The organism is Kutzneria viridogrisea DSM 43870 (genome assembly GCF_000525635.1).
GTDB lineage: Bacteria > Actinomycetota > Actinomycetes > Mycobacteriales > Pseudonocardiaceae > Kutzneria > Kutzneria viridogrisea.
The window spans coordinates 4,206,718-4,219,641 of record NZ_CP007155.1 but is presented as its reverse complement, the minus strand read 5'-3'; the positions used below and the strand labels follow the sequence as shown (position 1 = coordinate 4,219,641).

11 protein-coding genes are annotated in these 12,924 nt (G+C 71.1%); 9 read left to right on the top strand and 2 right to left on the bottom strand.

Annotation, left to right across the window (positions count from 1 at the left end; genetic code table 11):
- The first annotated feature begins 3 nt into the window (after positions 1-3).
- The 8 genes from rraA to KALB_RS18765 all read left to right on the top strand — a co-directional run bounded on the left by rraA (position 4) and on the right by KALB_RS18765 (position 8,586).
- Positions 4-486, top strand: a complete 483-nt coding sequence (gene rraA / locus KALB_RS18805) for a ribonuclease E activity regulator RraA (protein WP_025357264.1) — start codon at positions 4-6, stop codon at positions 484-486.
- A gap of 10 nt (positions 487-496) precedes the next feature.
- Positions 497-1,267 (top strand): polyprenyl diphosphate synthase, encoded by a 771-nt coding sequence (gene uppS, locus KALB_RS18800; RefSeq protein ID WP_025357263.1) that lies wholly within the window; start codon positions 497-499, stop codon positions 1,265-1,267.
- A gap of 123 nt (positions 1,268-1,390) precedes the next feature.
- A complete protein-coding gene (locus tag KALB_RS18795) occupies positions 1,391-3,661 on the top strand; it encodes a M64 family metallopeptidase (RefSeq protein WP_025357262.1) in 2,271 nt (756 codons plus the stop codon).
- Positions 3,662-3,850: 189 nt separating this feature from the next.
- Complete coding sequence (locus KALB_RS44025) at positions 3,851-4,165, top strand: STAS domain-containing protein (protein ID WP_025357261.1); 315 nt, start codon at positions 3,851-3,853, stop codon at positions 4,163-4,165.
- Positions 4,166-4,521: 356 nt separating this feature from the next.
- On the top strand, positions 4,522-5,574 hold the full coding sequence (locus KALB_RS18780; RefSeq protein WP_025357260.1) for a GAF domain-containing protein: 1,053 nt from the start codon (positions 4,522-4,524) through the stop codon (positions 5,572-5,574).
- A 120-nt stretch (positions 5,575-5,694) separates the two neighbouring features.
- Positions 5,695-6,267 (top strand): HAD hydrolase-like protein, encoded by a 573-nt coding sequence (locus KALB_RS18775; protein WP_025357259.1) that lies wholly within the window; start codon positions 5,695-5,697, stop codon positions 6,265-6,267.
- Between the two features lie 170 nt (positions 6,268-6,437).
- The gene (gene metG / locus KALB_RS18770; RefSeq protein WP_025357258.1) at positions 6,438-7,910 is read left to right on the top strand and encodes a methionine--tRNA ligase; all 1,473 of its coding nucleotides are present in this window, start codon (positions 6,438-6,440) and stop codon (positions 7,908-7,910) included.
- A 16-nt stretch (positions 7,911-7,926) separates the two neighbouring features.
- On the top strand, positions 7,927-8,586 hold the full coding sequence (locus KALB_RS18765; protein ID WP_025357257.1) for a hypothetical protein: 660 nt from the start codon (positions 7,927-7,929) through the stop codon (positions 8,584-8,586).
- Here KALB_RS18765 and KALB_RS18760 read toward each other — a convergent pair.
- Positions 8,556-8,936, bottom strand: a complete 381-nt coding sequence (locus tag KALB_RS18760) for a hypothetical protein (RefSeq protein ID WP_025357256.1) — start codon at positions 8,934-8,936, stop codon at positions 8,556-8,558. The two genes, KALB_RS18765 and KALB_RS18760, sit on opposite strands and share 31 nt — an antisense overlap.
- Positions 8,937-9,082: 146 nt before the next feature.
- Here KALB_RS18760 and KALB_RS18755 point away from each other — a divergent pair, with 146 nt between their 5' ends.
- A complete protein-coding gene (locus KALB_RS18755) occupies positions 9,083-9,781 on the top strand; it encodes a hypothetical protein (protein ID WP_025357255.1) in 699 nt (232 codons plus the stop codon).
- Positions 9,782-9,786: 5 nt separating this feature from the next.
- Here the strand turns inward: KALB_RS18755 and KALB_RS18750 are convergent, their stop codons facing one another.
- Complete coding sequence (locus tag KALB_RS18750) at positions 9,787-12,915, bottom strand: CHAT domain-containing protein (protein WP_025357254.1); 3,129 nt, start codon at positions 12,913-12,915, stop codon at positions 9,787-9,789.
- Positions 12,916-12,924: the final 9 nt, after the last annotated feature.

Sequence of the window (12,924 nt, the reverse complement as noted above, 5' to 3'; positions counted from 1 at the left end):
ACCGTGGGCTGGTCCACCGCCGACCTCGCCGACCGCGAGGGAACCGAGGTCCGCAGCTGCGACACCCAGTTCCGCCAGTACGGCCGACGACAGGCGTTCACCGGACTGGTCCGCACCGTCACCTGCTTCCAGGACAACGCCCTGCTCAAGAAGGTGCTCTCGCAACCAGGCGCCGGGCAGGTACTGGTCGTCGACGGGGGCGGATCCCTGCACACCGCCCTCGTCGGCGACCACATCGCCGAACTCGCCCGCGCCAACGGCTGGACCGGGCTGGTGCTCAACGGGGCCGTCCGCGACACCACCGCACTGTCCACACTGGACATCGGCATCAAGGCACTGGGCAGCAACCCCCGCAAGTCCACCAAACACGGCACCGGCGAACTCGACACACCCGTCACCCTCGGCTGCGCCGTGTTCCACCCCGGCGACCTGCTCATCAGCGACCCCGACGGGATAGTCCTGCTGGCGCCCGCCCACCAGGGGTAGTCTCGGACCGGTGCCGATCACCGACCCGCTCCACGCGCTCTACACCCGCAGGCTCCGCAAGCAGGTCCTGGCCCGCACCCGCCCCCAGCACGTCGGCCTGATCATGGACGGCAACCGCCGCTGGGCCAGCCAGATGGGCATCGCCGACACCCGCCTTGGCCACGAACACGGCGGCAGGCACGTCGAACACGTACTCAACTGGTGCGAAACCCTCGGCATCGGCCACGTCACCGTCTTCGTCTGCTCCACCGAGAACCTGCTCCGCCGCCGCGAGGACGAGGTCGCCTTCCTCATGCAGGTCGTCGAACAGGTCGTCACCGAACACCTCACCCGCCCCGACACCCGCTGGCGCATGCACGTCGCCGGACTGCTCGACGTCCTGCCCGACACCACCGCACACGCCCTCAAGCAGGCCGTCGAGACCACCCGCCACCGCACCGGCCCCGTCGTCACCCTCGCCATCGGCTACGGCGGCCGCCAGGAACTCGCCACCGCCCTGCGCGACCTGCTGCACGAACGCGCCGCCGAAGGCCAGACCCTCACCGAGATCGCCAACGACCTCACCCCCGAGGACATCGCCAGCCACCTCTACACCGCGGGCCAGCCCGACCCCGAACTGATCATCCGCACCAGCGGGGAACAGCGCTCCTCCAACTTCCTGCTCTGGCAGAGCGCCAACGCCGACCTGCACTTCTGCGAGGCCTACTGGCCCGCCTTCCGCGAGATCGACTTCCTCCGCGCCCTGCGCGCCTGGGCCGACCGCCGCACCGCCCGGTCCTGAGCCCACCCCGCTGCCGCGAAGGGACCGTTCACCGCTTTCAGCGCAGCGAAAGCCACCTGCACGCCACCGGCCCGACTTTCGGCTCTGCCCGGGCAGGTCCGGTACTTCCTAGCGTCGGCAGACATGTGGAAACGCGCAGCACTGACCGCCGCGGCGGTCCTGTTACCCCTGCTGACCACCCCGCCACCGGCCACCGCCGCCGACTCGGCCACCGTCGTCCCGATCAGCATCACCGGTGACCCCGGCAAACGCTTCAACGTGGTGATCATCGGCGACGGCTACACCGCCGCCGACATGCCCAAGTTCCGGGAGAACCTCAACCGGCACGTCAACGTGCTGATGACCCTGGAACCCTTCAAGTCCTACCGCAGCTACCTCAACGTCTACGCGGTCGAGATCCCCTCGCACGACTCGGGCGTCAGCTGCGACCCCGGCTTCAACTCCCCACACCGCGACACCCCATTGCACATGGGCTTCTACAGCGGCTGCACCGACGCGAGCATCCAACGGGCACTGACCGTGGACAACAGCGCCGCCACCAAGTACGCCAACCTCGTCACCGGCACCAACTCCGGCAACCGCCAGGTCCTCACCATCGCCAACAGCACCACCTACGGCGGCACGGGCGGCACCTGGGCCACGGCCTCCGGTGGCAACGCCATGTCCGCGCTGATCACCCCGCACGAGATGGGCCACTCCCTGGGCGGGCTGGACGACGAGTACGACTACTACGCCCGCGGCGAACGCGGTGCCGCCTACACCGGCGGCGAACCCGACTCGCTGCACCACACCCTGCTCACCGAGCAACAGATGACCGCACAGCACGCCAAGTGGTGGCGCTGGCTGGGTGAACCCAGCGAGTCGGGCGGCACCATCGGCCGCTACGAGAGCGGCCTGTACAGCAGCACCGACGTCTGGCGGCCCAGCGCGCACTCCATGATGAAGACCCTCGGCTACTACTTCGACCAGGTCAGCCGCGAGCGCATGACACAGCGCATCTCGGCGAAGACCAACATCCTGCAGGACGGCACACCCACGACCGCACCGATCGGCGCCGACCGCGTGGTCTGGGTCGACACACTGCACCCGGCCAGCCACCAGCTCACCACCAGCTGGCAGCTCGACGGCAAGGCGCTGACCACCAACGGCAGCCGCAGCCTCGACCTCACCACGCTGCACCTGGCCGCGGGCAAGCACACCCTGACCGCCAAGGTCGTCGACCCCACCGAGTTCGTGCGCGACCCGGCCGTGCGCGACTCCGCCGCGCTGACCCGCACCCGCACCTGGACCATCGACACCTCGATCAGCACCACCCGCGTGCCCACCGCCCCCGACTTCACCGCCTCGACCCCCACCAACCGGCCGGTCGGCGGCCAGGACGTGCTGTACGCCGAGGCCACCCACCCCGTGGACCGGATCGTCCCGATCAGCTGGGCACTGGACGGCAAGCCGGTGCCCACCCCGGGCAACGACCGCGACCTGGAACTGGGCCGGTTGGGGCTGACCGGCACGCACACCGTCACCGCCTCGGTGCCCGGGCACACCCTGACCTGGCAGGTGGACGCCACCCCGCCGAGCACGAGCTTCCAGCTGTCCAAGGCGCTGTCCACTGTGGACAAGCCGGGTCAGCCCCCGGAGTACGTGTTCAACGCCCCGTTCACCATGCGGCTCACCGCCAGCGACAACACCCCCGGCTACGACGTCAGCGAGTTCCGCACCGACGGGGACGGCTGGTTCAACTACTTCGGCTGGCCCACCGACGCCAGCGCCCCGTTCCTGTTCACCGCCAACGGAACCGTCATCGACAACCTGGTCTACGGCAAGCTCGGCAAGCCCAGGCTCTCCCCCTGGGACACCCCGCCCGCTGGCTACGGCCGCCACACCGTCGAGTACCGCTCCACCGACCCCAGCGGCAACACGAGCGCGGCGGGCTCCTTCGTGGTCACCCTGTTGCCGCCGCCGCCCACGTGCACCAGCACCGTCACCGGCCACCGGGACGGGCCGCTCGTGATCGGGTCCGGCGTCACCTGCCTGGACGGCGCCGAGGTCGCCGGCCCGGTGACCGTCGCGCCCGGGGCGTCCCTGGTCGTCACCGGCGGATCGATCAACGGCCCGGTCAGCGCCAGTGGGGCCGCCACCGTGCAGTTGCTCAGCACCACGGTGCGCGGACCGGTGTCGATCGCCGGCACCACGGGCAACGTCACGGTGCTCGGCACCCAGGTCTTCGGCGCGGCGAGCCTGCTCGGCAGCCACACCGCCGACCCGGCGATCTTCGCCAACTCCACCGTGCACGGCCCGCTGGTCTGCACGGCGAATTCCCCGGCACCGCAGGACTTGCAGGCCGCCAACTCGGCCTCGGGGCCGGTTCTTGGTCAGTGTTCTGGTAAGCATTGATTTCACTCATCACTGAAGCAATAGTGATATAAGTACCGGGAGTGCCGTGCGGGCTCAGCGGCGGCACTCCCGGGTAGTACGCTCAGGGCAACCAATCAGCGGCGAGAGGGCGCACGAAGGCATGACCTCGGTGATCGTCGGCGGCCAGCACTGGTCGCGGCCCGCGGCTGCCCCCAGGCGGCTCCCCCGGTGAACCAGTTCTCCTACACCACCGCGCACGAACCCGATTGCGTGCTGATCACCCTCACCGGCCCGCTGGACATCCGCTTCGCCGACGAGTTCAAGCCCCGCGCCGTCGACCTCGCCGACACGGGGCTGGACCTGGTGTTCGACCTGACCGCGCTGACCGGCATCGACTCCAGCGGGCTCACGGTGTTCATCGCCGCCTACAAGCGGGCGAGCCAACACGGCCGCCGCGTCCGCCTGGTCGCGGTGCCGCCCTTCGTCGCGCGCATCATGACGGTGACCTCGCTGGACCAACTCATCGAGGTCACCCACCGCTGAGCCCCTGTGGGCCTCCCGGTGGCAAGGCCGAAAACCCAAACCGGACTCCGTGGCCAGGCGGCGCCGCGGCCGAGACTGGCCACCACACCGTGATCCTCCGAGGGCCACTCGGAACCGGCGTGGTCAATGACGGGCACCAGGCTGATGGTGTCCGTGTCCGCGCTGGTCAGCAGAGCTGCGGCGGGGTCGACGGAAGCCAGGTCGCCCCGGGCCCTCGTCCACCGACGGGGACCAGTTCGTCGCCTGGTGCCTGGAGGTCGAGCCGTACCTCCTCGCGGTCGGCGTCCGCAGGAGGTTCTGGCCGGTAGCCTGAGGCGCCGTTTCCGCGTGTGCCCATGTGAAGGCGTGAGGTCCTCATGTCGAAGAGCACAGGCCAGAACCTGCCGGGGCCGTTGGAGCATGTCACGGCCTCCTACGACGATCCAGCCTCGTGGTCCCGCCTGATGCGCACGGCAACGCACACGCAGAGCGCCACGCAACTGGCCGGCTACATCGATCTCAGCCTGGATGAACCGCGGGCGGTCCAGAACATGCACGAGGCGGCCGCAAGCCTGCAGGATTGCCCCGGACTGGCCGCGGTGCTGCCCAAGGTCCTCGAGAGCGCGATGTCGCTCATGAGCGCGGAGGCCGGGAACATCCAGCTCCTGGATCCACGCGAGGGCTCGCTGGTACTGGTCACCCAACTCGGTTTCGGCCCCGAGTTCGTGGACCATTTCGCGGTCGTCGACGACGGCAGTTCTGTCTGCGGACGAGCCGCATCGCAGTGCACCCAGACGGTCGTGGTGGATGTCCACGAGGACCCGGCCTGTGCACCGCACCGGAACGTCTTCCGCGACGCGGGCGTTCGCGCGGTCCAGTCCACCCCCTTGCTCGACCACACCGGCCGGATGATCGGCATGGTCTCGACCCACCTGCCACACCCCGGTCGGCCAGCCGATCGAGACCTGCGGATCATGGGGCTCTACAGCCAACTCGCTGGCGAGGTCATCGCGCGGCACCTGCGCAGGACCTCCCCTGGCGCTCCGTGTGTCCCCGCGCCCAGGGACGCGAAGCCGGCACCGCGCAGGCCAGCGCTGAGCCAGCTCCTGGCCGACACGATCAATCGGATCTTCGACGCGGGGCTGAGGTTCGCGGGCGCCCAGTCATTGACCACCGACGAGCACGTCGCACAACGGGTGCGGGCCGGTATCGCCACGCTCGACGACACGGTCCGCATGGTCCGCATGGTCCAAGTGGCCCTGCTCGACCACAACCTCGGCGAGCACCGCAACGAGCACGACGCGACCGTGCCCAGCGGACCGGGCCGGCCGGGAGGTCCGCAGGACGCCACCGCGGGACCAGCGCCGACACACGACGCGGACGACAGTCCGGCGGGACTGGGGTTGGCCAGCCACTGCCGCATCCAATGACGGATCTCCGGCAGTTCCCGCGCACCGACCATCGTTGGTTTTTCGGCCGTTGCCACCGGGAGGCCCTGTGGCCGGACAACCGCCGCTACCATCGGTGGTGGCCGACGTTCGGGGGGACGCATGGGTGAGGACGTGTCGGCGCGGGACCACGTGCTGGTGGGGTTCACCGCGTTGGTGGGCGATCTGTTCGACGGTCAGCGCGGGCGGACCGCCGCGGAGCGGCTCAAGGTGTTGCTGGGACCCACCGCCCCACGTGCCAGGGACCCGTTCCAGGTGCTGCGATTCGCCGCGTCCTGTGGCCGGACCGCGGCCAACGTGGTGGAGCGCCAACTGTGCAGGCTCGAGTCCGAGGCGCTGCTCGCGGCCGAGGACCTGCCCGGCTCGCAGGAGGCATTGCGCCACCTGGCGAGCAAGGGCTGCACGCTGACAGTGATCACCAACCACGGGATCGACTGCGTGCGCAGCTACCTGACGATGCGCGACCTCACCGGGCAGGTACGACGGATCAGCGCCCGCGTCACCGCCGACCCCGAACGGCTGCTCCCGGGCCCGCACCTGGTGCAGCAGGCGATCCGCGCGCTGGCCACGACCGCCGAGCACTGCGTGCTGATCGCGGGCTCGGCGGCCGAGTCGGCGGCGGCCCGAGCGGCGGGAGTCGCCTGTGTGCGGGGCATGGAGGCGATATGCGGGTGAGGCCAGGCGAGGCTCCTGCTAGCGTCCAGGTCATGCGCCCGTCCAGCTCACAGCCGATGATGCCCCGCTCGCGGGGCCGCTGACGCTGCACGGATGACGATGCGCGGGCCCCACACACCGGGGCCCCGCCACAGGGATGCCGGAGCCCCGCCGCACGCACGGAGGTTCTGATGACCACGTCCCGCTTCTACGTCACCACGACGATCCCCTACGTCAACGCCCGACCACACCTGGGCTTCGCCCTGGAGCTGGTGCAGGCCGACGTGCTGGCCCGCCACCACCGTGCTCGCGGCGAACAGGTGCGGCTGCTGACCGGTACCGATGACAACTCGCTGAAGAACGTGCTCGCCGCGCAGGCCCAGGGCGTGCCGACGCAGGAACTGGTGGACCGGAACGCGGCGGCCTTCGCGGCGCTGCGCGAGCCGCTGGCGCTGTCCACGGACGACTTCATCCGCACCAGCCGGGACCCGCGCCACCGGGTGGGTGTCGAGCGGCTCTGGCGCTCCTGCGCGGAGGCCGGTGACATCTACCGCAAGCACTACGAGGGCCAGTACTGCGTGGGCTGCGAGCAGTTCTACACCGCTGCCGACCTGCCTGGCGGCCGCTGCCCGGAGCACCGCGAGCCGCCCAGGCTCGTGTCGGAGGAGAACTGGTTCTTCCGGCTGTCCCGGTACGCGGACCGGCTGCACGAGGTGATCAGCAGCGGGCGCCTGCGGATCGAACCGGCCGTGCGCCGCAACGAGGTGCTCGGCCTCATCTCGGCCGGGTTGCCGGACTTCAGCATCTCCCGCTCGCAGGGACGTGCCCGCGGCTGGGGGATCCCGGTACCCGGTGACCCCGAACAGGTCGTCTACGTGTGGTGGGACGCGCTGGGCAACTACGTCACGAGCCTGGGCTACGGCCAGGACGGCACGGACTACCAGCGCTGGTGGGCGGGCCGGTCGCGGCGGGTCCACGTGGTCGGCAAGGGGGTGTTGCGGTTCCACGCCGTGTACTGGCCCGCGATGCTGCTCTCCGCGGGCCTGCCGCTGCCCACCGAGGTGCTCGTGCACGACTACCTCACCGTGGGTGGTCACAAGATCAGCAAGTCGGCGGGCACCACCGTGGACCCCACGGAGCTGGTGCGGCGTTACGGGGTGGACGCGCTGCGTTGGTGGCTGCTGCGCGAGGTACCCCTCGTCGGTGACACCGACTTCACCACCGACCGGCTCGTGGCCCGCGCCAACAGCGAGCTCGCCGGTGGACTGGGCAACCTGGTGAACCGCGTGGTCAGCATGATCCACCGCTACCGAGGCGGCGAGCCGCCCGCGGCCGGCAAGGCGGGCGCGAACGAACTGGCCGCGGCGTGCCGGGCCGCCCCGCAACGCGTGCACGAGGCACTGGACGCGTTCGACTTCCGCCGGGCGACCGCCGCGGTGTTGGCCGTCTCGGAGCAGGCGAACCGGCTCATCGGCCGGGTCCGCCCCTGGCAACTGCCACCAGCCGAGCGCGACGCCACCCTCGGCCAGTTGCTCGAGGCCTGCCGCACGCTGGCGGATCTGCTCACGCCGTTCCTGCCCGACGCAGCCGCTCGGATCGCCGCGCAGTGCGCGGCACCGGACGGGCGGTTGCCCACGCCAAGCCCCATACTTCCCCGGCTGTGAACCAGGAGGACACCCCATGACGGTCGAAGACGCCACTCGCGGCGCCCTGTGGATCGGCGGCGGGCAGTGGGCGGGCAAGTCCACGGTGGCCAGGCTGCTCGCCGCTCGGTACGGGCTGACGGCCTACCACTACGACTACCACGACGCCCGAGGGCACAACGACCGCAGGATCGCCCTGCGCGCACGCCGGGGCGAGCCGATCGACGGTCCGGACCCGGAGCAGGTGTGGGTGCACACCACTCCGGAGCGGATGGCGGCCGCGACGCTGGCGGGCTTCCCGGAGCGGTTCGCGTGGGCGCTGGACGACCTGCGCGCGCTGACCTCCGGCCGCCCGGTGCTCGCGGAGGGCTGGGGCCTGCGGCCGGAGTTGGTGGCGCCGCTGCTGGACTCGCCGCGCCGGATGATCGTCATGGTGCCCACCCCGGAGTTCCGCGAGCACCAGGCCCGCACCCTCCCCCGCGCCGGCCGCCTGGGTCAGCAGCTGAGCGATCCGGTCCGGGCGCAGCGCAACAGGCTGGCCCGCGACGAGTTGGTGGCCCAGGACGCCGTCGACAGCGCGCACCGGACGGGCATCCGGGTGCTGGCCGTCGACGGGTCCCGGGACGCCTCAGCGGTCGCCGAGGTGGTGGCCGACCACTTCAGCCCCTACTTGGCCGAGGCCCCGCAGTGGTCGTAGTCGTTCAGGCAGATCCGGAACGGCTGGCTGAACACGAGCGGCCAGCTGGAGACCTTGATGGCCTTGCTGCCCACCCCGCACTGCGACTCCGACCTGTTCGGCGGGTAGTTGCCGCCGGGCACGGCTTCGACGAAGAAGCAGCCCTGGGCTCGTGTGCTGGTGAGCGTCAACTCGGCGAGGACTATCCCGTTGCCGGGATTGCCGTCGAGCTTGACGGTTCCGGTGGCGGTGGCGCCCTGGTAGCCGGGCAGGGTGATCGGTCGACCCGGTCCCCCGGCCGCTTGGGCACTGCCTGCACAGCCGAGCAGGCCGAGCCCGGCCAGCAGTAGTGCGGCGAATGTCTTGCGCATAGGTCAAAACCCCCATGTGGTGTGTCTGAGCGCTCGACGTTAGGGAGTCCTGTTATCCGGGATTTATTGATCTTCGGCAGGGTCCGTGAGCGTTCACTTCAATTTCCACTGACGTCACAGTGCTTCATATTCGCTACAGTGATCGCATGGCCGCCGACGAGCAGTCCCCAGAGCCGGTCCTCGACGTGGCGCTGCCGCCCCAGGAGATGATCGGGGTGGAGTTGGTGCCACGCCAGGTCATGCACGGCGCGCGGCGGGACCGGCTGGTCGGCCGGGTGAGCCTCGGCGTGCCCCACGTCAAGGCCCTGGACTCCGATGCGTTGGCGGACCTGGGTTTGCGCCACCACGAGGGCGGCGAGGACCGGGCGTACTGCCTGCTCGCCTTCGCGGTGAACTTCGCGGTGAACCACCCGGACCCGGTCCTCGACGCGACCGTCGGCGTGGTGCTGCGCAACGACACCGCGCCGGGCAGCGCCCCGGTCGCCCGCTCCCTCGACCCGCTGCGGCTCGCGCGGGCCCGCGCCCGCACCTCGACCATCGGCATCTCCGCCAAGCTGGGCATCGTCGAACCGCAGGTCTCCCGTGGGGTCACCGATTCCGGCGGCGAGCCGTTCCTGATCGCCGACGGGCTCGGGTCCCACGAACCGGCCTGGTCCTTCCGGGCCACCCACCACCAGGACCTGGTTGGCCCCTACCAACTGCTGATGGTCGTGGAGTCGCCGCGGGGCGCGAAGACCAGCGCGCTGCTCGCGCTGGCGGCGACCGTGCGGCACTCCCTGCTCGGGGTGATCAGCTACCGCGCGGAGGTGCCACCGGACCTGGCCCTCGTGCCCCTCACCGCGTAGCCGCCCTACCGCCAGTCGCCGATCAGCACGAACGCACCCCAGTCCCGGTAGGCGGGGAACTCCTGGCGGGCGACCAACTGCGCGTGCCGGAACGCCTCGCGCTTGGTCCTGCCCGCGGCCAACTCCGCGAACAGGCAGGAGAAGAACCGGGTGGCGACCTCCGGGGCCACCGGCCAGAACGTGCCGACCACAGTGGACACACCGGCCAGCAGGAGCGCGGCGGGCAGGCCGCGCACGTTGTCGTTGCGGTCGAACCGGCCGAGCGCGGTCTCACAGGCGCTCAACCCGACCAGGTCCACACCGCGCAGGTCGGCGCGCAGGATGTCGTGCGCGAACAACCGGCCGTCGTTGTCCGGATCGGGATGCAGGTACAGGCACTGGAACCAGGCGGCCTCGGTGTCGTGCGAGCCGTGCGTGGCGATGTAGAGGTACCTCGCCCGCGGGGCGGCGGCCAGCACCCGCCGGGGCGTGGCCTCGGCACCGACCAGCACCGTGCCGGAGCCGAAACCGGCGGCGACCTCACGGACGTGCCGTTCCACCTCGGGCTGCGCGGGCAGGCCGAACGCCTTGCCGCCGTCGTTGAGCCCGGCCGCCAGCAGGGTGGGCGAGGGGTGCGGCGGCAGGGGTGGACGGGTCAGCACCGTGAGCGAGGGCACGGTGCTGACCGTCCAGTCCTCGGCGAGCGGGCGGCCCTCGGTGTGCAGCAGGTGGATCGGCGCGAGGTGCAACGGGCCGTGCGGCCAGAAGCACAGGTGCGTCTTGCCCGCCGCGCGCCACTTCCCCAGGTACTGGGGCAGCGGGCCGCCGAGCTTGTAGTAGCAGTCGGCCAGTTGGCGGGCGGCATGCGCGGTGACCTCCCGGTGCAGGGGGTCGGCGTTGACCGCCTCCCGCAGTTCGGCGATCAGCCAGCCGAGTCCGTGGACCGTGAACGTCTGGCCGCCGCCGGGGGCGATGAGGCGGAGGATCCCGCCGTCGGCCCGCAGGTTCGTGGCGGTGACCTCGTAGTCCTCGGCCGTGACCAGCACCGTCGTCAGCCGGGCCCGGACGTTCTCGGCATCGGTCGGCTCGTCGCCGTGCACACCGAGGTAGTGCGAGATCAGCACGGTGTCCGGGGGCAGCACCGCCTGCAACTGCCGCGCGTCCCCGATGCCCAGCCCCGGGTCGTGGCGCACGATGGTCCCGTGCGCACTGGCCTGCTCCATCATGGTCCGGGTCAGGTTGGCGTCCACGCTGCGCCGGAGGTTCGCGACCCTGCCGTACCGCGTGCTGCCCGGCTGGGCCTCGTCCGCGCTGGCGTAGCACAGCACCTGCATGCCGCTCGGGCGTGCGATGGGGAACTGGTCGGCGGCCTCGGGCCGGTAGGGCTCCGCCGCCTGGGCGTGGTCGACCTCGGCGAGCAGGTTCTCGGTGTACCCGTCCCACTGGCGCGGTCCCGGCTGACCCACCAGCAGGCCGAAGTCGGCCCCCTTGAACAGGTAGTGGTGGTGCAGCATGAGCAGCTGGGACTGTAGCGGGGGTCGCACCAGCACCTGGTCGAAGCGCTGCCCCACCTGGCGGACGAACTCCGCTTGGCTCTCGTAGGCCCCTGCCCCGAGCGGGAACAGAGCGGTGTTGGCGACCGAGAGGGCCGCCCCGATGGTGAACAGGGCGTCCGCCTCGTCCGGTTCGAGTTCCTCCACGCAGGCCAGGCCCTGCTCCGCCAGTTCCGCGCAGAGCACGCTCACACCCAGGCTGGTCGCCGCGTGTGAGGCGAGCAGATAGAGCAGCGTGGCCTGTTCCCGCTCCCCCGCGGCACGCAGCGCTGCCCCGCCTCGGAACGCGAGCGTCACGACGAGGTAGTTCAGCGGGGACGCGTGGTCCGCGGCGAAGTCCTGGTCGAGGATCTCGATGCGGTCCAGGACGTCGATCGCCGCCCGTTCCTGCCCGTTGGCCACGTGGGCGGCGACGTGCACCAGCGTGGCCGCCAACTGCCTGGTCGTCATCTCCCCCGCCGCGTGCACCTGTTCCAGTTGGGCCCGCACCGCCTTCACCGCGACGGTCCCGGGCTGGCAGACCATGCGGTCCCCGGGCAGGCTGTGCACCGCCACAGTCCAGAACTGCCTGGCGTCCGGCCACCCCAGCTGCCCGGCCAGCGCTTCGCCCGCCGCCCACAGGCCAGCCGGTGGCGTACCGGCCTTGGTCAGGTCCATCGTCCGGCAGATCAGACTCAGCGCCAGGACGGGTCCGTACCTGGCGGCGAGTTCCCCCGGCTCCGCGGGCAGCACCCGGTCGGCGGGCAGGGTGGCGGGCAGCCGCCCGGCCCGCACCAGCTCCGCGAGCACGTCGAGGTACTCCACCGGCGCGCGCTCCCGGTCCAGCAGGGGGAACGCCTCAGCGGCGAGTTCCCGCCTGCGGCCCCGCAGGACCTCCCCCGCGCCGGGGTCGATCACGGTCAGCACCTCGAGCACGTACAACTGGGAGACCAGGCAGAGGCCGCGAAGGTGTCCGCGCGCGATCCGCACCGCCTGGTCCAGGTAGTCCAGGGCGTCCTTGGCCGCGTCCATCGGAGCGGGCATGAGTGGCTGGTCGCCGTCCTCGGGGCGTCCCATGCCGATCTGCGCCCTCCGGAACCGCCAGCGCTCCAGCGACACGAGGTGGTCCGGACCGTCGAGGTTGGCGTAGTACGGCTCGTACAGCAGCAGGGCGGCGGCCATCAGCGTGTCGGCGAGTTCGTCCCGCTCACGCGGGCGGCCGAGCAGTCCCCGATCGGCGCGCAGCAGGCTGATCTGCTCGTCGACCACCGCGCGGGCCGCGGCGAGCCGCTCCCCCGCGGGCATCCTGTGCAGCGACCGCATGGTGCAGTACACGAACATGTCCGCGGCCAGCCACCACGGACTGTCGCGGGAACGGCCGTGCGCCGCCTCCGCCGCCACGAGCACCAGTTTCGCGAACATGAAACAGTCCGCGCCCCGGGTGTCCTCGTCGTGCACCACCCGGCACGCGATCTGGACATCGGCCTCGCTGATCGCGTAGCCGCCGCTGGCGCGGATCTCCCCGACGGCCTCCTCCTCCGTCGTCACCCTCTTCTCCACGTCGGCGGCGAGGAAGAAGACGGTGCTGATCGGCGGCCCCACGTGCAAGGTGCTGTCTGCCACGCCGGGTAC

Coding starts and splice junctions, on each gene's coding strand:
- KALB_RS18795 (WP_025357262.1), top strand. CDS start 1,391: ATGTGGAAACGCGCAGCACTGACCGCCGCGGCGGTCCTGTTACCCCTG.
- KALB_RS18780 (WP_025357260.1), top strand. CDS start 4,522: ATGTCGAAGAGCACAGGCCAGAACCTGCCGGGGCCGTTGGAGCATGTC.
- KALB_RS18775 (WP_025357259.1), top strand. CDS start 5,695: ATGGGTGAGGACGTGTCGGCGCGGGACCACGTGCTGGTGGGGTTCACC.
- metG (WP_025357258.1), top strand. CDS start 6,438: ATGACCACGTCCCGCTTCTACGTCACCACGACGATCCCCTACGTCAAC.
- KALB_RS18765 (WP_025357257.1), top strand. CDS start 7,927: ATGACGGTCGAAGACGCCACTCGCGGCGCCCTGTGGATCGGCGGCGGG.
- KALB_RS18760 (WP_025357256.1), bottom strand. CDS start 8,936: ATGCGCAAGACATTCGCCGCACTACTGCTGGCCGGGCTCGGCCTGCTC.
- KALB_RS18755 (WP_025357255.1), top strand. CDS start 9,083: ATGGCCGCCGACGAGCAGTCCCCAGAGCCGGTCCTCGACGTGGCGCTG.